Origin of the sequence: Pseudomonas sp. YuFO20, assembly GCF_035064975.1 — a bacterium.
GTDB classification, from domain to species: domain Bacteria; phylum Pseudomonadota; class Gammaproteobacteria; order Pseudomonadales; family Pseudomonadaceae; genus Aquipseudomonas; species Aquipseudomonas putida_AE.
In genome coordinates this window covers 106,271-128,903 of record NZ_JAXDEO010000008.1, presented here as the reverse complement: position 1 = coordinate 128,903, position 22,633 = coordinate 106,271, and the positions used below count along the sequence as shown (strand labels likewise).

Genomic DNA, 22,633 nt, shown 5'->3' with positions numbered 1-22,633 from the left:
TCCATTCGTAATGTATGCGAATGGGCGCCGTTGTGCGTTTAGTGTCTGGCTGATGACAGCCAAGCAACGCCCCATCCGAGCCTGACAGGTTGAACCTGCTGCAGCGCCCCTCGGACAGGTGGCGGGAAAACGGTAGTAGCCGTTCTAAATCGGTGGCGATTATAGCTTTCTTTGTCCGGCTAGTGGCAAGCGGCAAGCTACAAGCGGCAAGTTTCAGCGAATCTGCTTTTGCTTGCAGCTTCTCACTTAAAACTTGAAGCTGTGGGGCAGAACCCTATCGCCCAAACGCCTCAAATCCGGAGCCCCCCATGAATTTCCACACCCGCAAATGGGTTAAACCCGAAGACCTCAACCCCAACGGCACGCTTTTCGGCGGCAGCCTGCTGCGTTGGCTCGACGAAGAAGCGGCGATCTACGCGATCGTCCAGCTGGGCAACCAGCGCGTGGTCACCAAGTACATTTCCGAAATCAACTTCGTCAGCGCCTCGCGCCAGGGCGACATCATCGAGCTGGGTATCACCGCTACCGAGTTCGGTCGCACCTCGATCACCCTCAAGTGCGAAGTGCGCAACAAGATCACCCGCAAAAGCATCCTGACGGTGGAGAAGATCGTTTTCGTCAACCTGGGCGAAGACGGGTTGCCGGCGCCACACGGCCGCACCGAGATCAAATACGTCAAAGACCAGTTCAAGGATGAAGGCGCCGTCGAATAATTTGAGGATGACGAACGGAATCTGAACCGCGCGGGTCGTAACTACATCGCAGCCAGCGGTTCAGGAGTTCCATGGACACTCGAAAAGACGGCAAGACCCCCGACCTCTCGGCAAAAGAACAGCACGAAGTCGAAAAAAACCAGCCGCCACGCGCGGCGGTTCTGCACGAAATCATCCGCACCCAGGGCAATCAGGAGCTGGAACGCAGCGTTGCCGCCCTGTGGTGGTCGGCGCTGGCCGCAGGCCTGACCATGGGCCTGTCGCTGATGGGCATGGGCTTGCTCAATTCCCGGCTACCGGACGGCGAAGGATTCAAGGTCATCGCCAGTTTCGGCTACTGCGCCGGTTTCCTCGCGGTGATCCTCGCCCGCCAGCAACTGTTCACCGAAAACACCCTGACCGCCGTGCTGCCGATCATGAGCAAACCCACGCTCGGCAACTTCGGCCGGTTGTTGCGGCTGTGGTCGGTGGTGCTGGTGGGCAACCTCTGCGGCACCTTGCTGGTAGCCTACGTCATGCTGGAGCTGCCGATTTTCGACAGCAAGACCGACGTTGCCTTCCTCGACATCGGCCGCAAGGTCATGGAAAACGACGTCGACCAGATGTTCGCCAAGGGCATCATCTCGGGCTGGATGATCGCCACCATGGTCTGGATGATTCCGTCCATGGAGAGCGCCAAGATGTGGATCATCATCCTCATCACCTACCTCATGGCGCTGGGGGATTTCACCCACATCGTGGTCGGTTCGCTGGAGGTCGGTTATCTGGTGTTTGCCGGCGAGCTGCCGTGGAAGGATTTCTGGCTGGTGTTCGCCGGGCCGACGCTGGTGGGCAACATCGTGGGAGGCAGCTTCATCTTCGCCTTGATCAGCCATGCGCAGATTCGCAGCGAGAGCGGGCCGCCAAAAGAACCAGCGGATCAGGCTGGAAAACCCGATCCGCAGGAGATCAGGAAATGATCAGCCCGGCACATTCACCGCAGCGCCAGCGCGCCGTTGCAGGTAGATGAAATACAGCGCGGCCAGCACGGTCAGGCCACTGACCGCTGCACCGGTCCACGGCAGGTCCGCGAGGTCGGCACCGCTGGCGACCACCAGCCCGCCTATCCAGGCACCTGCCGCGTTACCGAGATTGAATGCGCTCTGGTTCAGCGTTGAGCCAAGATTGGGCGCTTCATGGGCCTGGTCGATGATCAGCAGTTGCAGGATCGGGCACAGGGCGAAGGCAAAAATGCCCCACAGCACCAGGGTGATCGCGGCCGGAATCACCGAGTGGCTGGTCTGGCTGAACGCGGCCAGTACCACCACCACCGCCAGCGCCATGCCGACCAGTGAAGGCAGCAGGCGGCTGTCGGCCAATCGTCCGCCGAGCATGCTGCCCGCCGTCAGACCCACGCCGAACAGCAACAGCATGATGGTCACGCCATGGGGGCTGACGCCGGTGATGTCCTGCAGGATCGGCGCGATGTAGGTGAATACGCTGAACAAACTGGTCGAGGCCAGCACGCTCATGCCCAGAGCCAGCAGCACGTTGGCCTTGCCCAGCACTTTGAACTCGCTGGCCAGGTTGGCTTTGTCCATCGCGATGTGCTTTGGCAGCCAGACCCATTGCGCAATGGCCGCGATCACACCGATCACCGACACCGCCCAGAACGTCGAACGCCAGCCGGCGTACTGCCCAAGCGCGGTGCCCAGTGGCACCCCAAGCACGTTGGCCAGGGTCAGGCCGGTGAACATCATGGCAATGGCCTGGGCCCGTTTGTTCGGCGCCACCAGGCCGGCGGCGACCACCGAGCCGATACCGAAGAACGCGCCATGACACAGGGCCGTGATCACCCGCGCTGCCATCAGCGTGGCGTAATTGGGGGCCAGGGCGCAGAGCATGTTGCCGAGGATGAACATCAGCGTCATGCCCAGCAGTGTCGCCTTGCGCGGCATGTTGGCGGTGCCGACCGCGAGGATCGGTGCGCCGAACACCACGCCCAGGGCGTAGCCGGTGATCAGCAGTCCGGCGTCGGGAATGCTCACCGCGAGGTCGCGGGCAACATCGGGCAACAAGCCCATGATGACGAATTCAGTGGTGCCGATGCCGAACGCGGCAACAGCAAGGGCAAGCAAGGCGAGTGGCATGCGCAAGGTCTCTGTCGGTAGTCTTGACGCTTTGATCAGGCATACGCATGCCAAGGACCGGTCTCGATGAGAGCGGTCGGAGGCATTTTTATTGGAATTAGGTGTGCGCAACTGAGTGCGGCGTGGTCGGTTGCAGTATAAACAGCTGCTGACATATGGCGAATCAGTTCTTGTAGGAGCCGGCTTGCTGGCGATGGCGTCCCTGAAATCGCCATCGCCAGCAAGCCGGCTCCTACAAGGGGGCGATCCACAAGAAAAGGAGTAGGCCGTGTTTGCGACGGCGTTGGTGTTGGTGGCGGCGCTGCTGCATGCGGCGTGGAATACCCTGATCAAATTCAGTGCCGAGCGTTTGCTGGTGGTTGCCTGCATGGACAGCGTGGCGTTGCTATTCGTCGCGCTGATGCTGCCGTTCGTGCAGCTGCCGCCGCTGGAAATCTGGCCATGGATTCTTGCCTCGGCTGCGTTCGAGTTGCTCTACCGCTATTTGCTGATCCAGGCCTATCGGGTCGGCGACCTCGGGTTGGTCTATCCGTTGATGCGCGGTTTATCGCCGCTGGTGGTGTTGGCGCTGACGCTGATTTTTGCCGGGGAGGTGCTGACTAACCAGCAGATTTTCGGAATCCTGCTGATCCCGCTCGGCATGCTTTGCCTGCTCTGGCAGGGGGGAGGCGGTGCACGCTTGCCGTGGTCGATGCTGCCGGTGGTGGCGCTGATCGGCTTGTGCATCGGTTGCTACACCTTCATCGACGGCCAGGCGCTGCGGCGCTGGTCGCATCCTCTGGATTACCTGGTCTGGGTGACATTGCTCAGTGCCTGGCCGTTTCCATTGCTGGCCTGGGTACGCAAACGGCCAGCGTTCAAGTTGTTTTGGCGCGAGCAGTGGCGCCTGGGTCTGGCGGTCGGATTCTGCGTGTTGTTCAGCTACGCTCTGGTGCTGTGGGCCATGCAGCTGGGCTCGATTGCCGAAGCGGCTGCCTTGCGCGAGATCAGCGTGATTCTGGTGGTGCTGTTCGGCATGCGTTACCTGAAAGAACCTTTCGGCGGCCCAAGGCTCTTAGCCTGTGGGCTGGTATTGGTCGGCATGCTGGTGATGAAATTCTGACTGTTCTGAAACGTGAAGAAGGGACTGCTTTATGACGGTTGCTCTGTGGTGCATTTTGATCGCGATTTTTCTGCCTTATGTCTGTACAGGGATCGCCAAGGCCAGTGGCGGGTTTCGTCTGAGTGACAACCATGATCCCCGTGACTTTCTCGAGTCGCTCAATGGTTTGGCCAGGCGCGCGCATGCGGCGCAACTGAACAGCTTCGAAGTGACCCCGGCGTTCGCGGCGGCAGTGATCGTGGCGCATCTGGTGGGCAATGCGGAGCTGGTGACGATCAATGTGCTGTCGGTGTTGTTCATCACCAGTCGGCTGCTGTACATCATTTTCTATCTGGCCGACTTGGCGATTTTGCGGTCGTTGGCGTGGTTTGTGGGGATGGGGTTGATTGCTGCGTTCTTCGTTATGTCGGTCTGAATTTTCACCGCCATAAAGGGCCTCTTCGCGAGCAAGCCCGCTCCCACACTGGATAACCTTCAACACAAAGTCTGTGTCCACTGAAGATCCGATGTGGGAGCGGGCTTGCTCGCGAAGGCGATTGACCAGGCAGCGCAAATCTCAGGGATTTGGTTTAGCCGCATCCGCCACCTGCGGCACTTGTGGCAGCGCCGCGCCTTTGGGCCACAGCATCCAGATCTGTCCTTGCTGCTTCATGTCTCCCGCCAGTTGCCCGGCCGCCTCGCCGGTGCCCCAGAACAGATCCGCACGAACCTCGCCGGCAATCGCGCCGCCGGTGTCCTGGGCCGCCACCGGGCGTACCAGGGCAGTGCCGTCCGGTTTGGTGGTGGACAACCACAACAGGCTGCCCAGCGGAATCACCTTGCGATCCACCGCTGCGCTGTAACCGGCCGTCAACGGCACGTTCAGCGAACCGCGCGGCCCTTCGTTGCTATCCGGGTTACGAGTGAAAAACACATAGCTCGGGTTGCTGCCGAGCAGTTCCGGAATGCGCGAAGGATTGGCCTTGGCCCAGTTGCTGATGGCGCCCATGGTCACGTCTTCTTTTTTCAGCTCGCCTTGCTCCACCAGCCAGCGTCCGATGGGCCGGTACGGGTGGCCATTCTGGTCGGCGTAGGCGATGCGCAGTTGCCGGCCGCTGTCGAGCTGGATACGGCCTGAACCCTGGATTTGCAGGAATTGCAGGTTCATCGGGTCGGTCAACCAGGCCACCACTGGCGCCTTGACTCCTTTGCTCTCGATGGTTGCGGCATCGTCGTACGGCTTGAGCACGCGGCCCTCAAGTCGACCGCGCAGGCGTTTGCCTTTGAGTTCCGGGTAGATGCTGTCCAGCGAGACGATGATCATGTCTTCGGGCACGCCGTACACCGGGATGTTCGCCGTTGTGGTCTGGGTAAGGCTGCCCGGGTAGACCGGTTCGTAGTAGCCAGTGATCAGGCCGTTGGGGTTGTCGTTGGCGGCGCGCAGGCCGTAGACATCCAGGTTCTGCTTGAGGAAGCCGCGAATGTCATTGGCGCTCTGCGGCACGTTCGCCGCCGCTGCGCAGGTGCCGCCCCAGACCGGGTCGGCCTTGAGTCGGGTGCAGGCGCTGCGCCAGGAACCGAAACCGGCGACGAGGTCGCTGTCGGAGACTGCCGGCAATGCTTCCCAGGTGGCACTCGAGTAGGTGGCCAGGGCGTGGGTCTTCGGTTGTTTGTCTTCACCGCCGGTGCAGCCTGCAAGCACGGCCACGATCGGAAGCGTCCAGGCCAGGGGGTGACACCAGGCCTTGAAACGGCTGTTCATTGGATAATTCCTTTGCCGGTTGCCTGAGTGTCGAGTGCGCTCATGCAACCCGTATTGATAATAGGGGTATTGGTGTTTGCCGGTGACGCGAGGATACTGGCCGACGTTTTCCGCGACCTGAAGCCACCATGACTCTTAAAAGACTTTCTGTTGTATTGCTGGCCTGCCTCACGCTGTCCGCTTGTGGCGGCGTCGACCCCAATTCGCCCCTCGGCCAGCGCAAGGCCATTTTCAAACAGATGCTCAAGACCGGTGAAGACCTGGGCGGGATGCTGCGTGGCCGTATTGCATTCGATGGCCCCAGATTCGCTGAGGGCGCGGTGAAACTCGATGCGCTGTCCCATGAGCCGTGGAAACATTTTCCGCAGGTGCGTGAAGAAGATCACACCAGCGCCAAGAGTGATGTCTGGGAGAAGCAGGCACGCTTTGAGCAGATGGCTCGCAGCCTGGAAACTGCCACCGGCGAACTGGTGATCGCCAGTCAGGTTCAACCCTACAAGGCCAGTAACCTGGGGCCGGCGGTACAGAAGGTCGAAGATGCCTGCAGTGCGTGCCATAAGGAGTTTCGGGATCATTGACCTTTAGGAGGGCTTGAGGCCGCCAAGAGCTTCGCTGGCAAGCCAGCTCCTACCTGTCCAGTTCGTCCACCGCTTCCTGCAATTCCTTGCGGGACTCGGCGAGTTTGTCCTTGCGCTTGTTGATCTTCTCGGCGTCGCCTTGTTTCATGGCTTTGTCGAGGTCGGCCTGGCGCTTGCTGACTTCGTGCTTGGCGTCGAGCACCTTGTTTTCCCGTTCTTTCTTCAGCGAGGCATCGGTGCAATTGGCGCTGACTTCGCTCAAAGCCTTCTCCAGACCGGCCTGCTGGTCGGTATTGCCGCGGGATTTGGCCAATTCGATCTGATTGATGATGCCTTGTTTCTTGGCCGCGCAACCGGTCAGGCCCGGGGCGTCTTCGACAGCCATCAGGGGAGTGGCCATTACGCTGCAAAGGGTCAACAGGACCAGCGGTGGAAGAAATTTCATAAAAGCTCCAGGTGAAAAGGCATTCGTGTCGATGCAGCGATGGCATGTTTGAGCCCATCGGGACTATTGGGTTCCCGGGCGCACGGACGTCACCGGGTCAAGACTAAAAACCGTCCATGCCGGCCCGGCGCAGCGTTTCACTCAGGGCCAGGACCTGCGGATCGCGGAAAAATGCGCTCAACTGTGTCGCGCGTCCTGGTCCGATGTCGGGCTGGGCCTGCCATTGCTCGATGTCTCGTTGCGCCAGCTCATGCCATGAATCGCCGAGGTACGCCCGGCCGGTCGGAGGCATGCCCAGGGCCTTGAGCCAGCGGGCGAACGGGCGTTGCCGGGCACTCTCGAAACTGGTGGCCAACCGGGCAGCGCTGCGCTCGCCGAAACCGTCAATGTTAGCAAGCTCTTGAGCATCGAGGGTCAACCAATCCAACAGGCTGTTCAGGCGACCTGTTTCAAGAAGTTTTTCCCAGGTGCCGGGGCCGACATGGGGCAGGGCCAGTCCGTGCTTGCCGCTAAGCCAGGTCAGGCGCGCGAGGAACTGGCTTTCGCATCCCGGGGTTGGCTGCCAACAGCTCAAGGGATGGAAGTCGGCTGCCAGCGGCACGTTCATTTCCACGCGTTCGGTACTGCGCAGCACCACGCCGTCGAGCCTGGGAATGGTCAGCCCGGCGAGGCTGATGGCCACCTGGTCGCCCGGTCGAATATCCAGGGTTTGCCAACGTTGCAGGGAGCTCACGCTGACGCGCTTGATCTGCTGGTCATCGAGGGTTACCGGGGTCAACTCCAGCACGGGGGTGATCCGCCCCGTGCGGCCAATCTGGAAGTGAACCTTGCGCACCTCGGCCAGTGTCTGGGCGAAGGGATACTTCCAGGCAACGATCCAGTACGGCGCCTTTGCCTGCCAGCGCTCGGCAGGCGGGCGCTGCGCCTGGCGCAGGACAATCCCGTCGCTGGCGAACGGCAAGGGCGAGCGATACCAGTGATCGCGCCAGCGTTCGACCTCGGCCAAGGTACCGATGGCCTGGGTGTACTGCGCGGTACCGGCGAAACCCAGTTTTTCCAGCTCCGCGATACGGGCCGGCAAGTTCGTCGGGCCGTGGGGCCATTCCCAGGCAAACAGGCCTATGCCCTCGGCCTGCCCAGCGCTCAACGTCTTGCGCGCCATCAAGCCGGCTACCGTGCCGCGGGCGTTGAGGCTGCCGTCGGTGGCTTGCACGTGGTCCGTCAGGCGCCAGTAGAGCTCACCCTGGACCACCAGGTCCTGTGGCGCTGACAGGCGTTGCGGAATGTCGGCGATCTGGCGCGCCGAGGCGGTCCAGTCCTGGCCCTGCACACCGTCGCCGCGGCTGATCGCCTGCGCCAGCATGCCTTTGCGGTACACCAGGGTCACCGCCACGCCGTCGACCTTGGGCTGCGCCCAGACATCCGCGCGATCACGCAGCCAGTGTTCGACGGCGCGACCGTCCGGCAGTTTTTCCAGGCCGGTATGAGGCACCGGGTGGACCAGCGGTCCGGTCGCGGTGCGCAATGGATCGGTGGCCACACCGAGGCTGAAGCATTGGCGCCATTCGGCCAGGCGTGCCAGGGACTGATCGTAAAGTTCGTCGGCGATCAACGATCGGCCTTCACGGTGATAGCTGTCATCCCAGCGCTCGATCTGTTTTTGCAGTACGGCGATTTCCTGCGCGGCACGTGCGGGTGGCCAGGCGGGGCATTCGCCGGCAGCAGTGTCCAGGCACGCGAAAGTGAGGAGTAAAGCGGTCAGCAGGCGGGGCAGCATCGTGAGCGTCCTTGCTCGATGGAGGTGCCTGAAGGTTAGTCAGCAGCGGGCGGGTGGGTATGCGGGATTGTTTCCAGGCATGAAAAAACCCCGCATGGCGAACCGTGCGGGGTTTTGGGTACCGCCGGAAAAACTTACAGGCCGGCAGCGGTGCGCAGGTGCTCGGCGCGGTCGGTTTTTTCCCAGGTGAAGGTGGTGAAGGTGTCTTCGCCAACCGTCTTGGTTGCCGGGGTGCGACCGAAGTGGCCGTACGCTGCGGTTTCCTGGTACATCGGGTGCAGCAGGTCGAGCATGGTGGTGATTGCGTAAGGACGCAGGTCGAACACTTCGCGGACCAGTTTGACGATCTTGTCATCGCTGATCTTGCCGGTGCCGAAGGTGTTCAGCGAGATCGAGGTCGGCTGGGCGACGCCGATGGCGTAGGACACCTGGATTTCGCAACGCTCGGCCAGGCCGGCAGCGACGATGTTCTTGGCCACGTAACGACCGGCGTAGGCGGCCGAGCGGTCAACCTTGGATGGATCCTTGCCGGAGAACGCGCCACCGCCGTGGCGGGCCATGCCGCCGTAGCTGTCGACGATGATCTTGCGACCGGTCAGGCCGCAGTCGCCCACCGGGCCACCGATGATGAACTGGCCGGTCGGGTTGATGTGGAACTGCGTGTCCTTGCTCAGCAGTTCGGCCGGCAGGACGTGCTTGACGATCAGCTCCATCACGCCTTCGCGCAGGTCTTTGTACGACACGTCCGGGTTGTGCTGGGTCGACAGGACAACGGCGTCGATACCCACGACCTTGCCGCCTTCGTAACGGCAGGTGACCTGGGACTTGGCGTCCGGACGCAGCCACGGCAGCAGGCCGGACTTGCGGGCTTCGGCTTGCCTTTGTACAAGCTGGTGCGAGAACGTGATCGGGGCTGGCATCAGCACGTCGGTTTCGTTGCTGGCGTAGCCGAACATCAGGCCCTGGTCGCCAGCGCCCTGATCTTCAGGCTTGGCGCGGTCGACACCCTGGTTGATGTCAGGGGACTGCTTGCCGATGATGTTCATCACGCCGCAGGTCGCGCCGTCGAAGCCGACGTCGGAGCTGGTGTAGCCGATGTCGGTGATGACGTCACGAACGATCTGCTCCAGGTCAACCCAGGCCGAGGTGGTGACTTCGCCGGCGATGATCGCCACGCCGGTTTTCACCAGAGTCTCGCACGCCACGCGGGCGAACTTGTCTTCAGCGATGATGGCGTCCAGCACCGCATCAGAAATCTGGTCGGCGATTTTGTCCGGATGCCCTTCAGACACGGACTCGGAGGTGAAAAGGGAGTATTCGCTCATCTCGATGTTTTCCTGAAATTACCGATGGTGAGTGTCGCCAGCCGACCGCTGAAAATGGCGGACCTGGATCTGGAAACCATTACGTAAGCCTACATAGAGGCTTTCTCCGGGGACGAGTCCCGCAGCGGTGGCCCAACGGGCCAGATCGTCCTGTTCAAACCCCAGCCAGAGATCACCGCAGGCCTCCTTGGCCCAACTCTGGTTGTGGCTGCATAAATCTGTCACCAGCAGGCTGCCGCCTGGTTGCAGCAAATTGGCCATGTGCTTGAGCGCATCGGCCGGCGCGGCAAAGTGATGCAGCACCATGTTCAGTACCACGCAATCGGCCTTGAGGCTGACGCCGTTCAAGGCATCGGCCAGTTGCAGGCTAACGTTAGTCAGCGAATCGCGTTCGCACACCTGGCGCGCCAGTTCGAGCATGGCCTGGCTATTGTCCAGTGCCGTGACCTGGGTGAAACGACGTGCCAGTTCCGGCAGGAAGGCGCCGTCGCCGGGGCCGACTTCGATCGCCGTGGCCGCGCTGCCAAAGCTCAGTTTGTCGAGCAGGGCCACCACGCTTTCGCGGTACTGCGCCAGGCCGGCGATCAGGTCTTGCTGGGCGCGAAATTTCTCGGCGACCCGTGAGAAAAAGTCCTGGCTGGCCGCCTCGCGTTGCTTGTGCACTTGAGTGATGCGCATCTGCACGTCGGCAGGCAAGGTCAGGTTGTCCACTTCTTCGAGCAGGGCCGCATGCAGCTTGCCCCCCGTCAACTCGGTGTGGGGCAGGGCGCGACGGTAGAAAATCGCATTGCCTTCACGGCGGGTGGCGACCAGGTCAGCCTGGGCCAGCACCTTGAGGTGATGACTCATGCCCGATTGGCCGATGCCGAAGATCTGCGCCAGTTCCAGTACGCCGAACGAATCGTTGGTCAGCGCGCGCAAGACATTCAGGCGCAGGGGATCACCGCCGGCCTTGCACAAGGCCGCCAGCTCATCACAATCGTCCTGGCGAATGGAGGGCGCGCGTAAATTCATAGGCCGGCAGTCTAGTCACGCACCGGAAGCACCGCAAGATCAATATCAAAAAGTTTTGATATTGATCGATAGATGGCACTTCTCACGAACTGGTTAACTCTACAAGGCAACAGCGGAAAGGTTTCACCCGCCTAATCCGTCAACAAGCATGGGAAAAACGCCTTCAGATGACTTTCTGTCATTGCCCCAAGGTGTCCCGGTGAGGGAAAATGCTCGCCTTTTTCCGATTCGTTTATATCAAACCCCAGGAGATCAGCGATGCCTAGCCGTCGTGAGCGTGCCAACGCCATTCGTGCCCTCAGCATGGATGCCGTGCAAAAAGCCAACAGCGGCCATCCCGGTGCCCCCATGGGTATGGCGGATATCGCCGAGGTGCTTTGGCGCGACTACCTCAAGCACAACCCGAGCAATCCATCGTTCGCCGACCGTGACCGCTTCGTGCTGTCCAACGGCCACGGCTCGATGCTGATCTACTCGCTGCTGCACCTGACCGGCTACGACCTGTCGATCGATGACCTGAAACAGTTCCGCCAGCTGCACAGCCGTACCCCGGGCCACCCGGAGTTGGGCTACACCCCAGGCGTCGAGACCACCACCGGTCCACTGGGTCAGGGCCTGGCCAATGCCGTGGGCTTTGCCCTGGCTGAAAAAGTCATGGCGGCGCAGTTCAACCGTCCTGGCCACAACATCGTCGACCACCACACCTACGTATTCCTGGGTGATGGCTGCATGATGGAAGGCATCTCCCACGAAGTCAGCTCCCTGGCCGGTACCCTGGGCCTGGGCAAACTGATCGCCTTCTACGATGACAACGGCATCTCCATCGACGGCGAAGTCGAAGGCTGGTTCACCGATGACACGCCAAAGCGCTTCGAATCCTACAACTGGCAAGTGATCCGCAACGTCGACGGTCATGACCCGGAAGAGATCAAGACGGCGATCGAGACCGCGCGCAAGAGCTCGCAGCCGACCCTGATCTGCTGCAAGACCACCATCGGCTTCGGTTCGCCGAACAAGCAAGGCAAGGAAGACTGCCACGGCGCCCCGCTGGGTGACGCGGAAATCGCCCTGACCCGTGCAGCGCTGAAGTGGAACCACGGCCCGTTCGAAATCCCGGCCGACATCTATGCCGAGTGGGATGCCAAGGAAGCTGGCCGCGCGGTCGAAGCCGAGTGGGACCAGCGTTTCGCGGCCTACTCCGCCGCGTTCCCGACCGAAGCCAACGAGCTGATCCGTCGTCTGAGCGGCGAGCTGCCGGCTGATTTCTCGGAAAAAGCCGCTGCCTACATCGCCGAAGTGGCCGCCAAGGGCGAAACCATCGCCAGCCGTAAAGCCAGCCAGAACGCCCTGAACGCGTTCGGTCCGCTGCTGCCAGAGTTCCTCGGCGGTTCGGCTGACCTGGCCGGTTCCAACCTGACCCTGTGGAAAGGTTGCAAAGGTGTCACCGCCGATGACGCCAGCGGTAACTACATGTACTACGGCGTGCGCGAGTTCGGCATGACCGCAATCATGAACGGCGTGGCCCTGCACGGCGGCCTGGTGCCTTACGGCGCGACCTTCCTGATGTTCATGGAATACGCGCGCAACGCGGTACGCATGTCGGCCCTGATGAAGCAGCGCGTGATCCACGTCTACACCCATGACTCCATCGGTCTTGGCGAAGACGGCCCGACTCACCAGCCAATCGAGCAACTGGCCAGCCTGCGCTGCACGCCGAACCTCGACACCTGGCGTCCGGCCGATGCCGTTGAATCGGCGGTGTGCTGGAAGTATGCGCTGGAGCGTAAAGATGGTCCTTCGGCCCTGATCTTTTCGCGTCAGAACCTGCAGCACCAAACCCGTGATGCCGGCCAGATTGCCGACATCAGCCGCGGTGGCTATGTGCTCAAGGACTGCGCAGGCGAGCCTGAGCTGATCCTGATCGCCACCGGTTCCGAAGTGGGTCTGGCCGTTCAGGCCTTCGACAAACTGACCGAGCAGGGCCGCAAGGTGCGTGTGGTTTCCATGCCATGCACCAGCGTGTTCGATGCCCAGGACGCCGGCTACAAGCAATCGGTCCTGCCGTTGCAGGTCAGCGCCCGTATCGCCATCGAGGCGTCCATCGCCGACTACTGGTACAAGTACGTCGGCCTGGAAGGTCGCGTGATCGGCATGACCACCTACGGCGAGTCGGCGCCTGCGCCTGCCTTGTTCGAAGAGTTCGGCTTCACCCTGGAAAACATCCTGGGTCAGGCTGAAGAGCTGCTGGAAGACTAAGCAAAACGCGGCGGTTTCAAGACCGCCGCCGTCCCCCCCTGTAGGAGCGAGCTTGCTCGCGATGGTCGTTAACGATAACGCTGGCTATCTGGATAAATGCGTTGTCCTTAAGTCCATCGCGAGCAAGCTCGCTCCTGCAAGGGGCGAGTTGCACATAAGAATTTCGTCTGACTGCGTCCATCGAGAACCCCAATGCCTCAACCGCGTCCCTACAAAGTTGCACTCAACGGCTACGGCCGGATTGGTCGTTGCGTCTTGCGTGCGTTGTTCGAGCGAGGCGAAAAGGCCGGGTTTGAAATTGTCGCGATCAACGACCTGGCCGACATGGCCAGTATTGAATACCTGACACGCTTCGACTCCACCCACGGGCGTTTTCCCGGAGAAGTGAAGGTCGACGGCGATTGTCTGCATATTAATGGCGACTGCGTGAAGGTCCTGCGCAGTGCCACTCCCGAAGGCATCGATTGGGCGTCGTTGGGCGTCGATCTGGTGCTGGAATGCTCCGGCGCCTACCACACTCGCGAAGACGGCCAGCGGTTCCTCGACGCCGGCGCGCCGCGCGTGCTGTTTTCCCAGCCGATGGCCAGCGAGGCGGATGTCGACGCCACCATCGTCTACGGTGTGAACCAGGATTGCCTGACCGGCGACGAGCTGCTGGTGTCCAACGCCTCCTGCACCACCAACTGTGGTGTGCCGCTGTTGCGCCTGCTGGACCAGGCCATTGGTCTAGAGTACGTGTCGATCACCACGATCCACTCGGCCATGAACGACCAGCCGGTGATCGACGCCTACCATCACGAAGACTTGCGCCGCACCCGTTCGGCGTTTCAGTCGGTGATTCCGGTGTCCACTGGTCTGGCGCGCGGCATCGAACGTCTGCTGCCGGAACTTGCCGGGCGAATTCAGGCCAAAGCCGTACGTGTGCCGACGGTTAACGTGTCTTGCCTCGACATCACGATGCAGACCGTGAGCGACACCGACGCCGCCGAGGTCAACCGGATCCTGCGCGAGGCTGCCACCAGCGGCCCGCTCAAAGGTCTGCTGGCCTACACCGAGTTGCCCCACGCAAGTTGTGATTTCAACCACGACCCACATTCGGCGATCGTCGATGCCAGTCAGACTCGAGTTTCCGGCCCAAGGCTGGTGAACATCCTGGCCTGGTTCGACAACGAATGGGGTTTTGCCAACCGAATGCTGGACGTTGCGGAACACTATCTGCACACAGCCTCAAAAAAACCTGCTCTCTAAGAACAGCTACTCAGGAAATGCGACCCATGACCGTGTTGAAGATGTCCGACCTCGATCTGCAAGGTAAGCGCGTACTGATTCGCGAAGACCTCAACGTCCCAGTCAAGGACGGTGCCGTCACCAGCGATGCGCGAATCCTGGCTTCGCTGCCGACCATCAAGCTGGCCCTGGAAAAAGGCGCGGCCGTGATGGTCTGCTCGCACCTTGGCCGTCCGACCGAAGGCGAATTCTCGGCCGAGAACAGCCTCAAGCCAGTGGCTGACTACCTGAGCAAGGCCTTGGGCCGCGAAGTGCCGCTGGTGGCTGATTACCTGGGCGGCGTCGACGTGAAAGCCGGCGACATTGTGCTGTTTGAAAACGTGCGCTTCAACAAGGGCGAAAAGAAGAACGCCGATGAGCTGGCCCAGCAGTATGCGGCCCTGTGCGACGTGTTCGTGATGGACGCCTTTGGCACCGCGCACCGTGCCGAGGGTTCGACCCACGGCGTGGCCAAGTTCGCCAAGATTGCCGCTGCCGGTCCTTTGCTGGCGGCCGAACTGGACGCACTGGGCAAGGCGCTCGGCGCCCCGGCTCAGCCAATGGCCGCCATCGTGGCAGGTTCCAAGGTCTCGACCAAGCTAGACGTGCTCAACAGCCTGAGCCAGATCTGCGACCAACTGATCGTCGGCGGCGGTATCGCCAACACCTTCCTGGCGGCTGCCGGTCACCCTGTCGGCAAATCGCTGTACGAGCCGGACCTGCTGGACACCGCTCGCGCCATCGCCGCCAAAGTCAGCGTGCCGCTGCCGGTAGACGTTGTGGTCGCCAAGGAATTCGCTGAAAGCGCAACGGCCACTGTGAAGCTGATCGCCGATGTGGCCGCCGACGACATGATCCTGGACATTGGTCCGCAGACGGCGGCCAATTTCGCCGAACTGCTGAAATCGTCCAAGACCATCCTGTGGAACGGCCCGGTCGGCGTGTTTGAATTCGACCAGTTCGGTAACGGTACCAAAGTGTTGGCCCAGGCCATCGCAGACAGCGCGGCATTTTCCATTGCTGGCGGTGGCGACACCCTGGCGGCCATCGATAAATATGGCGTCGCCGAGCAAATCTCCTACATTTCTACCGGCGGCGGCGCGTTCCTGGAGTTCGTCGAAGGCAAGGTGTTGCCAGCCGTTGAAGTCCTGGAAAGCCGGGCCAAGGCCTGAGGGTCGCCCGTTTGACCAGGAAAGGGAGTGTTCAAATGGTCAAGACCTTAGCGCTGTTGATCGTCGCGGGATCGCTGGCGGCTTGCGGGAGTAATCCCAAAGCCACGCCGGAACCCGCGCCGTCCGCGCCCCGGAACGGTTGCAACCAGGCCGACTGGCAGGCGGAGACCAACCCGGTGCTCAACAAGCGTTCCGGGCCTGAAGGCCTGGACAAATACGAGACACAGACCCCCGCCAAGGAACATGGTTGTCCTTGACGGGTCTGACTCTTTACTCAGGGCTGGCGGTGTCTGCCGTCAGTCGAGGGACACGGATGAAAGGCTTTATCGCCATTACGGCGCTGGCATTGCTGGGCGGGTGCGCCAACTGGAACCCGTTCCAGTCGACCACCGCGGCGGATGACTGGACCACCTGGACCTGCGACAGCCAGGCCAAAGTGGTTTGGCGCTACACCGACGACAGCCACAACGAAGTCGACGTGCGCCTGGGCGGGGCCGATCAGGTCCATCGCCTGAAGCAGGAGCCGGGCGCGTCGGGTTCGCTGTACAGCGACAACATGCTGGCGTTTCACATAAAAGGTGAGGAAGGCCTGGTCTACTGGGTCGCCACCAATGATTTGATTGGCCGAGGCTGTAAAGCCCAATAACAACGGCCAGACCGCAAAAGCATCGACCGTATTCGCAGCCCGGACCAACCCCCGATCTGCAATAACTTGAATAGCCGCCGCCGCTACGGCAGGCTGGCACGATTAACGACCCAAACCGGGAGAGACACACACAATGGCACTTATCAGCATGCGCCAGATGTTGGACCACGCAGCCGAGTTCGGCTACGGCGTTCCAGCCTTCAACGTCAACAACCTTGAGCAGATGCGCGCCATCATGGAAGCCGCTGACAAGACAGACTCCCCGGTGATCGTCCAGGCTTCGGCCGGTGCTCGCAAATACGCTGGCGCACCGTTCCTGCGTCACCTGATCCTGGCAGCCATCGAAGAATTCCCGCACATCCCGGTGTGCATGCACCAGGACCACGGCACCAGCCCTGACGTCTGCCAGCGCTCCATTCAACTGGGCTTCAGCTCGGTGATGATGGACGGTTCCCTGGGCGAAGACGGCAAGACCCCGACCGACTACGACTACAACGTCCGTGTTACCCAACAAACCGTGGCCATGGCTCACGCCTGCGGCGTATCGGTAGAAGGCGAGCTGGGCTGCCTTGGTTCGCTGGAAACCGGCATGGCCGGTGAAGAAGACGGCATCGGCGCCGAGGGCGTTCTGGATCACAGCCAAATGCTGACCGACCCGGAAGAAGCCGCTGACTTCGTCAAGCGCACCCAGGTGGATGCCCTGGCCATCGCCATCGGCACCAGCCACGGCGCCTACAAGTTCACCAAACCGCCTACCGGCGACGTATTGGCGATCGACCGTATCAAAGAGATCCACAAGCGCATCCCGAACACCCACCTGGTGATGCACGGTTCTTCTTCGGTTCCGCAAGAGTGGCTGGCGATCATCAACCAGTACGGCGGCGACATTAAAGAAACCTACGGCGTTCCGGTTGAAGAAATCGTCGAAGGCATCAAGCACGGCGTGCGCAAGGTCAACATCGACACCGACCTGCGCCTGGCATCCACCGGCGCCATGCGTCGCCTGATGGCCACCAACCCGAGCGAGTTCGACCCACGTAAATTCTTCGGCGCCACCGTGACTGCCATGCGCGACGTGTGCATCGCCCGTTACGAAGCCTTCGGTACCGCGGGCAACGCTTCGAAGATCAAGCCGATCTCCCTTGAAGCGATGTTCCAGCGTTATCTGAAAGGTGAGTTGAACGCCAAGGTCAACTAAGCCTCAAGTGTTTGATAAAAAACCCGCCGATCGGCGGGTTTTTTATGGAAGAGCGGTAATTCTGACAAATTCTATATCAAGTATGCGCAGTGTCTGAGTATGAGGATCGCAACATACGCGTTTTCCCTTGAGTGATTCATAACGCCGATCGCTGGCTTCGAGAATGAAATATCCAGATCGCGCGTAGTGGTCACGTTCGTTTGACCCGGCAAAGTAAATATCGGTTTGCGCGCCAGTCGAATTTCTAAACCGATAGTCCCCGACCAACACGTACTCAATCATGCCAACGCGCAATGTACCTGTCATGGCGCCGCTTCTGTCAGTGCTGGAAGTGATGTTCAATTCGTAAGGCGTTCCTGCTTCATCAGTGGCGCTATAGGCGGCAGTGATGTATCCCTGCATGTTGATCTTTTGCTGAGCACTCATGGAGCCTTCCTTGATTCGATCTGGAGACCAGGAGAACTATTGAGGGGCGCTGAAAAAGAATAATTTCGAGATCGCGAATATTCACCTGTTATAAATGACAGTTATTTATTCGATATTGTTATGTTGGTGCGAATATCAGGTAATAAGCTTTCAGTGTTGAATTGCATGAAAAAACCCGTCGTGAGGGACGGGTTTTTGTGAACTCGAAAAGCGCTTATTTATCGTGATCGATATCCAGCTTGCTGAATGTCACTTTCCCGCCCTCACTGGTGTACCCGGTGTTGTCCTGCACATACACCCCGGCCTTGAAGTACAGCGGTTTGTCGCGCCAGGTGGCGCTGATATTGGTGTCCCACTGGTAGCCCGCCGCACTGACGCCCAGTGCGCCGCCGGGGCTCAGGTGGATGAGGTAGTTGAACTCATTATTGAGCTTGATCCCGGTGGCGAGGGTGATGACCCGGCTTTCGGCGTCGTCGGGGTGCATGCGCACCTTGATCACGAGGTTGCCGGTCTCGGTCTTGGTCTTGTATTGGTATTCGAGTTTGACCATCGGCTTCTGGCTGTTATAGGCGTGGATCTGCCCGATCACGATCTTGCCCGAGCTCGGGACCTGGTTCACCGCCAGGGTGGCGTGAAGCAAGTTGTCGGCGTCCGGGTAGAACCAGTTTTTCAGCGTGCCGTTGCTGTAGGTTTCACGCAGCTCGGTGCGGGGATAGATCGCGTTTTCAGTGCGCGAGCCGGTCACCGGTGACCAGAAAAACAGAACGCCGGTGTCAGAGTGGAAGTATTGATCCTTGAAGCCGTCCACCAGTTTTGAGGTTTCAACCGTGTAGGGCGGGCTGCCGACGGGAACACTGAGGTTCCAGGTTGCGAGGTCAATCATAATCAAAGCTTCCGCGAATTAATGCTGCACGCACGTGCCAAACGCTCTGGCACGTGCCTTTGGGGGCGGTCTTTATAAGCGTAGAGGACTATTTTGTTAACGCCCGCCGGGCAGTTAATTGGCGCCAACATCCTGTCGAAGTGCCATCCTGCCCGGTTTTAGCGGGCTGCGTGGCCGACCGTTAGTCGGCAAATGACGCTTCGGTCGAATGATGGCGCACTGACACCTTCTGCTTTCGCAGATCCCGGTCTAGAGTGAAGGCACAGTTTCTGTCCGGTTTTCACGAGAAGTCGGCCTGACATCCAGCCCTAGAGAAGCAGCATGGAATGCGCGCACCCAATGCCAGCTGAAGGCAATTCAACCCTGTTGATCGTCGATGATTACCCTGAAAATCTGGTGAGCATGCGCGCCTTGCTGCAGCGCCAGGATTGGCAGGTGATCACCGCTGCATCCGGTTTCGAGGCGCTCGGGCTGTTGCTTGAATACGATGTCGACCTGGTGTTGCTGGATGTGCAGATGCCGGGCATGGACGGTTTTGAAGTGGCGCGCCTGATGCGCGGCAGCCAAAGGACCCGCCTGACACCGATCATTTTCCTCACCGCCAACGAACAGTCCCAGGATGCCGTGATCAAGGGTTACGCCAGTGGCGCGGTGGATTACCTGTTCAAACCCTTTGATCCGCAGATTCTCAAGCCCAAGGTCCAGGCGCTGCTCGAACATCAACGCAATCGCCGGGCATTGCAGCGCCTGAGCCATGACCTGGAGGTCGCTCGCGCGTTCAACGCCTCGGTGCTGGACAACGCCGCCGAGGGCATCCTGGTGGTCGGCGAGGACGGCCTGATCCAATTTTCCAACCCGGCGATGTCGCGACTGCTCAACGCCACGGTGCAGGAGCTGCAGGGCAAGGAGTTCCTGGATTTCCTGCAAAAACCGCACATACCTGTCTGGGCCGATTCTGACCTGCTGGCCGGGTACAAGCGCGGCGAGACCTTGCGCCTGCACGACGCCCTGCTGCGTACTGCCCCCGGGCAACAGGTGCCGGTGGCACTTTCTTGCGCGCCGCTGCCCACGGAACAACATGCAATGGTGGTGACAGTGCTGGACATGTCGGTGGTGCGCCACCTGCATCAGCAACTCGAGTTCCAGGCGGTCACCGACCCGCTGACCGGGCTGCTCAACCGTCGCGGCTTTTACCAGACCGTGGAAAACCTGCTGTTGCGCGGCGAACGTGCCGACAGCGCCTGGGTCCTGTTGTACCTGGACCTCGATGGCTTCAAGCGGGTCAACGATTCTCTCGGCCACGATGCTGGCGATCGGGTGTTGCGTTGGGTGTCCGAACAGTTGAAGGCCTGCCTGCGTCCGTTCGATATCCTGGCACGCATGGGCGGTGATGAATTCACCGCGTTGCTGGACCTGGAGTTTCCCGAGCAGGCGGCCAAGATTGCGGAAAAGCTCATCGAACGGGTGTCGGTCTGCCAGCAAATCGATGGTCTGGATATCGTCCTCGGTGCCAGCATCGGCATTGCTACATTCCCCGACTGCGGCGCCAATCTCGACGGCTTGCTGCGCGCGTCCGACATCGCCATGTACGAAGCCAAGCGCGCTGGCCGGCAACAGTATCGGTTTTACGATCACGAAATGAACGGCCGGGCACGTTCGCGGCTGATGCTCGAAGAAAGCGTGCGAACGGCCATCGAGAACCGTGATTTCAATCTCGTGTATCAGCCGCAGGTGGCGGTTGCCGATGGACGGATTCGCGGGTTCGAGGCGTTGTTGCGCTGGCAGCACCCGAGTGTCGGCGATGTTCCGCCAGGCTTGTTTTTGCCGCTGCTGGAAGAGGCGCGCTTGATCAGTCGCCTGGGCAGCTGGATCTACCAGCGCAGTGCCGGGCAACGCAAAGCCTGGGAGACTTTGTTTGCCGAGGACCTGGTGGTGGGCGTCAGCTTGAGCAGCACCCAGTTTGCCATGCCCCATCTGGTGACCGAGTTGCGCCTGGTACTGGAGCGACATGGTTTGCAGCCACGTCACATGGAAGTCGAGGTGACGGAAGAGGCCTTGATGCATAATCCGGAGGAAACCCGTAAACAGCTGCGTTTGCTGCGCAATCTGGGGGTGCGGGTGGCGCTTGACGATTTCGGTTCCGGCCCGTGTTCACTGTCGCACCTGCGCGATCTGCAACTGGATACGCTCAAACTCGACCGCCATCTGATCAGCCGGCTTCCGCAGTCCTCAAGGGACGCGGCGCTGGTACGCAATGTGGTCGACCTGTGCAAGGAGTACGGGATGCTGGTGATTGCCGAAGGGGTCGAAACCATGGCGCAATACCAGTGGCTGCAAGCCAATGGCTGTGAGTATGTGCAAGGCTTCCTGGTGGCCCGACCGATGATGGCCGAAGACACCGAGAGCTTTGTGCAGCCCTTCGACTGGGGCGCGCTGACTGGCTGAATTCGCTACACTGGCGACCTTTTCGTGATTTGTGTTGCCGCTGCGATGACCGCGTTGAAATACCTCCAGGCCTACCCGGCTACCTTGCAGGACCAGGTGCGTCAGTTGATCGCCGACGGTCGGCTGGGCGATTACCTGAACCAGCGTTACCCGCAAAAGCATGGGGTCCAGAGCGACAAGGCCCTGTACACCTATGCGCTGGACCTCAAGCAGGAATACCTGCGTAACGCCCCGTCCATCGACAAGGTGCTGTTCGACAATCGCCTGGACCTGACCCACCGCGCACTTGGCCTGCACACCACCATCTCGCGGGTGCAAGGCGGCAAGCTCAAGGCCAAGAAAGAAATCCGCATTGCCTCATTGTTCAAGGAGGCGCCTTCGGAGTTTCTGAAAATGATCGTGGTGCATGAGTTGGCGCACTTCAAGGAGTCCGATCACAACAAGGCCTTCTACAAGCTGTGCGAGCACATGTTGCCCGGGTATCACCAGGTGGAGTTCGATGTGCGGGTGTACCTGACCTGGCGCGACCTGCAATGAAAAGAGCCAATGAACAAGGAGCGCATGGATGGACGTAAGCAAGACCAAGAGCAGCTTCTACCGCCGCTTGTACGTGGCGTACCTGATCGACAGCGGCCTGGCCAGCAGCGTTCCGGCATTGACCGAAGCCACCGGCATGCCCCGGCGCACGGCCCAGGACACCATCGCCGCCCTGGCGGACCTGGATATTGTTTGCGAGTTCGAGCAGGAAGAAGGCGCGCGCAACCATGCCGGGCGCTATCGGATTCGCGGGTGGGGGGCGATCGATCGCGGGTGGATCGAGCGTAATCTTCGGCAGATCAAGGCGGTGCTGGAGTATCCCTGAGTTTTTGTGGTGATTGATCTGACGCCTTCGCGAGCAAGCCCGCTCCCACAGGGGGAACGCATTCCAATGTGGGAGCGGGCTTGCTCGCGAAGGGGCCCTTACGAACGCCGCATGCCAATGTGTGGAATACCATCCTCAACGTATTCCTCACCCGCGACCACAAACCCGTACCGCCCGTAATACCCCTGCAGATGCGCCTGGGCCGAGAGGTAGACCGGCATGTCTGGCCAGCGCTTTTCAATCTGCTTCATCGCCTGGGCCATCATCTCATGCCCCAGCCCGGTACCTCGCGCCTGTGGCGCAATGATCACCCGCCCGATCACCACGTCACCGCCCTGTAGCTCGGGATCGAGCAGGCGCAGATACGCCACCAGCCGATCTCCGTCCCAGGCCATCAAATGGCAGGTGTCGCCCTCCAGATCCTGGCCATCGATGTCCTGGTAGATGCATTTTTGTTCGATGACGAACACTTCGGCGCGCAGCTGCAAAATGGCATACAGCTGCTCCTTGCCCAGATCGCTGTGGTGTTTACAGACCCAGTTGATTGTCATGTGTCGATTCCCTGAAAACGTCCTGTTGATACTAAGCGCCTCGACGAAGGATGTCTTTATGGCGCAGGAATCTGTGACAAAGACCAAAATGCCATCATTCATTT

Annotated in this window: 23 protein-coding genes and 1 riboswitch; of the genes, 14 read left to right on the top strand and 9 right to left on the bottom strand. The window is 60.5% G+C overall.

Annotated elements, in window-relative coordinates:
• Window positions 1–15: 15 nt before the first annotated feature.
• A riboswitch (S-adenosyl-L-homocysteine riboswitch) is annotated at window positions 16–118 on the bottom strand.
• 190 nt (window positions 119–308) lie between these two features.
• Window positions 309–713 carry an acyl-CoA thioesterase gene (locus SOP85_RS06895; RefSeq protein WP_008057039.1) on the top strand — a complete coding sequence of 135 codons (405 nt, stop codon included), beginning with the start codon at window positions 309–311 and terminating at the stop codon, window positions 711–713.
• Between the two features lie 71 nt (window positions 714–784).
• The gene (locus tag SOP85_RS06890; RefSeq protein ID WP_274075616.1) at window positions 785–1,672 is read left to right on the top strand and encodes a formate/nitrite transporter family protein; all 888 of its coding nucleotides are present in this window, start codon (window positions 785–787) and stop codon (window positions 1,670–1,672) included.
• On the opposite strand, the gene SOP85_RS06885 is transcribed toward SOP85_RS06890, so the two are convergent.
• Window positions 1,673–2,842, bottom strand: coding sequence for an MFS transporter (locus SOP85_RS06885; protein WP_323626467.1), 1,170 nt, complete (start codon window positions 2,840–2,842; stop codon window positions 1,673–1,675).
• Between the two features lie 268 nt (window positions 2,843–3,110).
• On the opposite strand from SOP85_RS06885, the gene SOP85_RS06880 reads away from it, so the two are divergent.
• Window positions 3,111–3,944, top strand: a complete 834-nt coding sequence (locus SOP85_RS06880) for an EamA family transporter (RefSeq protein ID WP_323626466.1) — start codon at window positions 3,111–3,113, stop codon at window positions 3,942–3,944.
• 31 nt (window positions 3,945–3,975) lie between these two features.
• Complete coding sequence (locus tag SOP85_RS06875) at window positions 3,976–4,359, top strand: MAPEG family protein (protein ID WP_323626465.1); 384 nt, start codon at window positions 3,976–3,978, stop codon at window positions 4,357–4,359.
• A gap of 141 nt (window positions 4,360–4,500) precedes the next feature.
• On the opposite strand, the gene mltA is transcribed toward SOP85_RS06875, so the two are convergent.
• The gene (gene mltA / locus SOP85_RS06870; protein WP_274075612.1) at window positions 4,501–5,685 is read right to left on the bottom strand and encodes a murein transglycosylase A; all 1,185 of its coding nucleotides are present in this window, start codon (window positions 5,683–5,685) and stop codon (window positions 4,501–4,503) included.
• Between the two features lie 128 nt (window positions 5,686–5,813).
• On the opposite strand from mltA, the gene SOP85_RS06865 reads away from it, so the two are divergent.
• A complete protein-coding gene (locus SOP85_RS06865; RefSeq protein WP_274075611.1) occupies window positions 5,814–6,263 on the top strand; it encodes a c-type cytochrome in 450 nt (149 codons plus the stop codon).
• A 49-nt stretch (window positions 6,264–6,312) separates the two neighbouring features.
• On the opposite strand, the gene SOP85_RS06860 is transcribed toward SOP85_RS06865, so the two are convergent.
• The 4 genes from SOP85_RS06860 to SOP85_RS06845 all read right to left on the bottom strand — a co-directional run bounded on the left by SOP85_RS06860 (window position 6,313) and on the right by SOP85_RS06845 (window position 10,824).
• On the bottom strand, window positions 6,313–6,708 hold the full coding sequence (locus SOP85_RS06860) for a DUF1090 domain-containing protein (RefSeq protein ID WP_323626464.1): 396 nt from the start codon (window positions 6,706–6,708) through the stop codon (window positions 6,313–6,315).
• A 103-nt stretch (window positions 6,709–6,811) separates the two neighbouring features.
• A complete protein-coding gene (gene ligB, locus SOP85_RS06855) occupies window positions 6,812–8,485 on the bottom strand; it encodes an NAD-dependent DNA ligase LigB (RefSeq protein WP_323626463.1) in 1,674 nt (557 codons plus the stop codon).
• A gap of 134 nt (window positions 8,486–8,619) precedes the next feature.
• Complete coding sequence (gene metK / locus SOP85_RS06850) at window positions 8,620–9,810, bottom strand: methionine adenosyltransferase (RefSeq protein WP_274075608.1); 1,191 nt, start codon at window positions 9,808–9,810, stop codon at window positions 8,620–8,622.
• An 18-nt stretch (window positions 9,811–9,828) separates the two neighbouring features.
• Window positions 9,829–10,824, bottom strand: a complete 996-nt coding sequence (locus tag SOP85_RS06845; protein ID WP_323626462.1) for an ArsR/SmtB family transcription factor — start codon at window positions 10,822–10,824, stop codon at window positions 9,829–9,831.
• A gap of 258 nt (window positions 10,825–11,082) precedes the next feature.
• Between SOP85_RS06845 and tkt the strand changes: the two genes are divergently transcribed.
• The 6 genes from tkt (at window position 11,083) to fba (ending at window position 17,362) form a co-directional block, all read left to right on the top strand.
• Window positions 11,083–13,080: a transketolase gene (gene tkt / locus SOP85_RS06840; protein ID WP_274075606.1), complete on the top strand. Its 1,998-nt coding sequence runs from the start codon at window positions 11,083–11,085 to the stop codon at window positions 13,078–13,080.
• A gap of 192 nt (window positions 13,081–13,272) precedes the next feature.
• The gene (gene epd, locus SOP85_RS06835; protein WP_274075605.1) at window positions 13,273–14,328 is read left to right on the top strand and encodes an erythrose-4-phosphate dehydrogenase; all 1,056 of its coding nucleotides are present in this window, start codon (window positions 13,273–13,275) and stop codon (window positions 14,326–14,328) included.
• Between the two features lie 26 nt (window positions 14,329–14,354).
• Window positions 14,355–15,518 (top strand): phosphoglycerate kinase, encoded by a 1,164-nt coding sequence (locus tag SOP85_RS06830; protein WP_274075604.1) that lies wholly within the window; start codon window positions 14,355–14,357, stop codon window positions 15,516–15,518.
• Between the two features lie 35 nt (window positions 15,519–15,553).
• Complete coding sequence (locus SOP85_RS06825) at window positions 15,554–15,775, top strand: hypothetical protein (protein ID WP_274075603.1); 222 nt, start codon at window positions 15,554–15,556, stop codon at window positions 15,773–15,775.
• 56 nt (window positions 15,776–15,831) lie between these two features.
• Entirely contained in the window at window positions 15,832–16,164 is a 333-nt protein-coding gene (locus tag SOP85_RS06820) for an MliC family protein (RefSeq protein ID WP_274075602.1), read from the top strand.
• A gap of 133 nt (window positions 16,165–16,297) precedes the next feature.
• The gene (gene fba, locus SOP85_RS06815; RefSeq protein WP_019694035.1) at window positions 16,298–17,362 is read left to right on the top strand and encodes a class II fructose-bisphosphate aldolase; all 1,065 of its coding nucleotides are present in this window, start codon (window positions 16,298–16,300) and stop codon (window positions 17,360–17,362) included.
• 42 nt (window positions 17,363–17,404) lie between these two features.
• On the opposite strand, the gene SOP85_RS06810 is transcribed toward fba, so the two are convergent.
• Window positions 17,405–17,788 (bottom strand): hypothetical protein, encoded by a 384-nt coding sequence (locus SOP85_RS06810; protein ID WP_274075601.1) that lies wholly within the window; start codon window positions 17,786–17,788, stop codon window positions 17,405–17,407.
• A 214-nt stretch (window positions 17,789–18,002) separates the two neighbouring features.
• On the bottom strand, window positions 18,003–18,671 hold the full coding sequence (locus SOP85_RS06805) for a polysaccharide lyase family 7 protein (protein WP_274075600.1): 669 nt from the start codon (window positions 18,669–18,671) through the stop codon (window positions 18,003–18,005).
• A 321-nt stretch (window positions 18,672–18,992) separates the two neighbouring features.
• Between SOP85_RS06805 and SOP85_RS06800 the strand changes: the two genes are divergently transcribed.
• Genes SOP85_RS06800 through SOP85_RS06790 form a run of 3 tightly spaced genes read left to right on the top strand, consistent with a single transcriptional unit; the run spans window position 18,993 to window position 21,978 of the window.
• Window positions 18,993–21,116: a putative bifunctional diguanylate cyclase/phosphodiesterase gene (locus SOP85_RS06800; RefSeq protein WP_274075599.1), complete on the top strand. Its 2,124-nt coding sequence runs from the start codon at window positions 18,993–18,995 to the stop codon at window positions 21,114–21,116.
• Between the two features lie 45 nt (window positions 21,117–21,161).
• Window positions 21,162–21,653 (top strand): M48 metallopeptidase family protein, encoded by a 492-nt coding sequence (locus SOP85_RS06795; protein WP_274075598.1) that lies wholly within the window; start codon window positions 21,162–21,164, stop codon window positions 21,651–21,653.
• A gap of 28 nt (window positions 21,654–21,681) precedes the next feature.
• The gene (locus SOP85_RS06790) at window positions 21,682–21,978 is read left to right on the top strand and encodes a winged helix-turn-helix domain-containing protein (RefSeq protein WP_274075597.1); all 297 of its coding nucleotides are present in this window, start codon (window positions 21,682–21,684) and stop codon (window positions 21,976–21,978) included.
• A gap of 98 nt (window positions 21,979–22,076) precedes the next feature.
• On the opposite strand, the gene SOP85_RS06785 is transcribed toward SOP85_RS06790, so the two are convergent.
• The gene (locus tag SOP85_RS06785) at window positions 22,077–22,529 is read right to left on the bottom strand and encodes a GNAT family N-acetyltransferase (RefSeq protein ID WP_274075596.1); all 453 of its coding nucleotides are present in this window, start codon (window positions 22,527–22,529) and stop codon (window positions 22,077–22,079) included.
• Window positions 22,530–22,633: the final 104 nt, after the last annotated feature.

Bases quoted from the DNA above. Each gene is read 5' to 3' on its own strand.
- SOP85_RS06895 (WP_008057039.1), top strand. From the start codon at position 309: ATGAATTTCCACACCCGCAAATGGGTTAAACCCGAAGACCTCAACCCC.
- SOP85_RS06890 (WP_274075616.1), top strand. From the start codon at position 785: ATGGACACTCGAAAAGACGGCAAGACCCCCGACCTCTCGGCAAAAGAA.
- SOP85_RS06885 (WP_323626467.1), bottom strand. From the start codon at position 2,842: ATGCCACTCGCCTTGCTTGCCCTTGCTGTTGCCGCGTTCGGCATCGGC.
- SOP85_RS06875 (WP_323626465.1), top strand. From the start codon at position 3,976: ATGACGGTTGCTCTGTGGTGCATTTTGATCGCGATTTTTCTGCCTTAT.
- mltA (WP_274075612.1), bottom strand. From the start codon at position 5,685: ATGAACAGCCGTTTCAAGGCCTGGTGTCACCCCCTGGCCTGGACGCTT.
- SOP85_RS06865 (WP_274075611.1), top strand. From the start codon at position 5,814: ATGACTCTTAAAAGACTTTCTGTTGTATTGCTGGCCTGCCTCACGCTG.
- SOP85_RS06860 (WP_323626464.1), bottom strand. From the start codon at position 6,708: ATGAAATTTCTTCCACCGCTGGTCCTGTTGACCCTTTGCAGCGTAATG.
- ligB (WP_323626463.1), bottom strand. From the start codon at position 8,485: ATGCTGCCCCGCCTGCTGACCGCTTTACTCCTCACTTTCGCGTGCCTG.
- metK (WP_274075608.1), bottom strand. From the start codon at position 9,810: ATGAGCGAATACTCCCTTTTCACCTCCGAGTCCGTGTCTGAAGGGCAT.
- SOP85_RS06845 (WP_323626462.1), bottom strand. From the start codon at position 10,824: ATGAATTTACGCGCGCCCTCCATTCGCCAGGACGATTGTGATGAGCTG.
- tkt (WP_274075606.1), top strand. From the start codon at position 11,083: ATGCCTAGCCGTCGTGAGCGTGCCAACGCCATTCGTGCCCTCAGCATG.
- epd (WP_274075605.1), top strand. From the start codon at position 13,273: ATGCCTCAACCGCGTCCCTACAAAGTTGCACTCAACGGCTACGGCCGG.
- SOP85_RS06830 (WP_274075604.1), top strand. From the start codon at position 14,355: ATGACCGTGTTGAAGATGTCCGACCTCGATCTGCAAGGTAAGCGCGTA.
- SOP85_RS06825 (WP_274075603.1), top strand. From the start codon at position 15,554: ATGGTCAAGACCTTAGCGCTGTTGATCGTCGCGGGATCGCTGGCGGCT.
- SOP85_RS06820 (WP_274075602.1), top strand. From the start codon at position 15,832: ATGAAAGGCTTTATCGCCATTACGGCGCTGGCATTGCTGGGCGGGTGC.
- fba (WP_019694035.1), top strand. From the start codon at position 16,298: ATGGCACTTATCAGCATGCGCCAGATGTTGGACCACGCAGCCGAGTTC.
- SOP85_RS06810 (WP_274075601.1), bottom strand. From the start codon at position 17,788: ATGAGTGCTCAGCAAAAGATCAACATGCAGGGATACATCACTGCCGCC.
- SOP85_RS06805 (WP_274075600.1), bottom strand. From the start codon at position 18,671: ATGATTGACCTCGCAACCTGGAACCTCAGTGTTCCCGTCGGCAGCCCG.
- SOP85_RS06800 (WP_274075599.1), top strand. From the start codon at position 18,993: ATGGAATGCGCGCACCCAATGCCAGCTGAAGGCAATTCAACCCTGTTG.
- SOP85_RS06795 (WP_274075598.1), top strand. From the start codon at position 21,162: ATGACCGCGTTGAAATACCTCCAGGCCTACCCGGCTACCTTGCAGGAC.
- SOP85_RS06790 (WP_274075597.1), top strand. From the start codon at position 21,682: ATGGACGTAAGCAAGACCAAGAGCAGCTTCTACCGCCGCTTGTACGTG.
- SOP85_RS06785 (WP_274075596.1), bottom strand. From the start codon at position 22,529: ATGACAATCAACTGGGTCTGTAAACACCACAGCGATCTGGGCAAGGAG.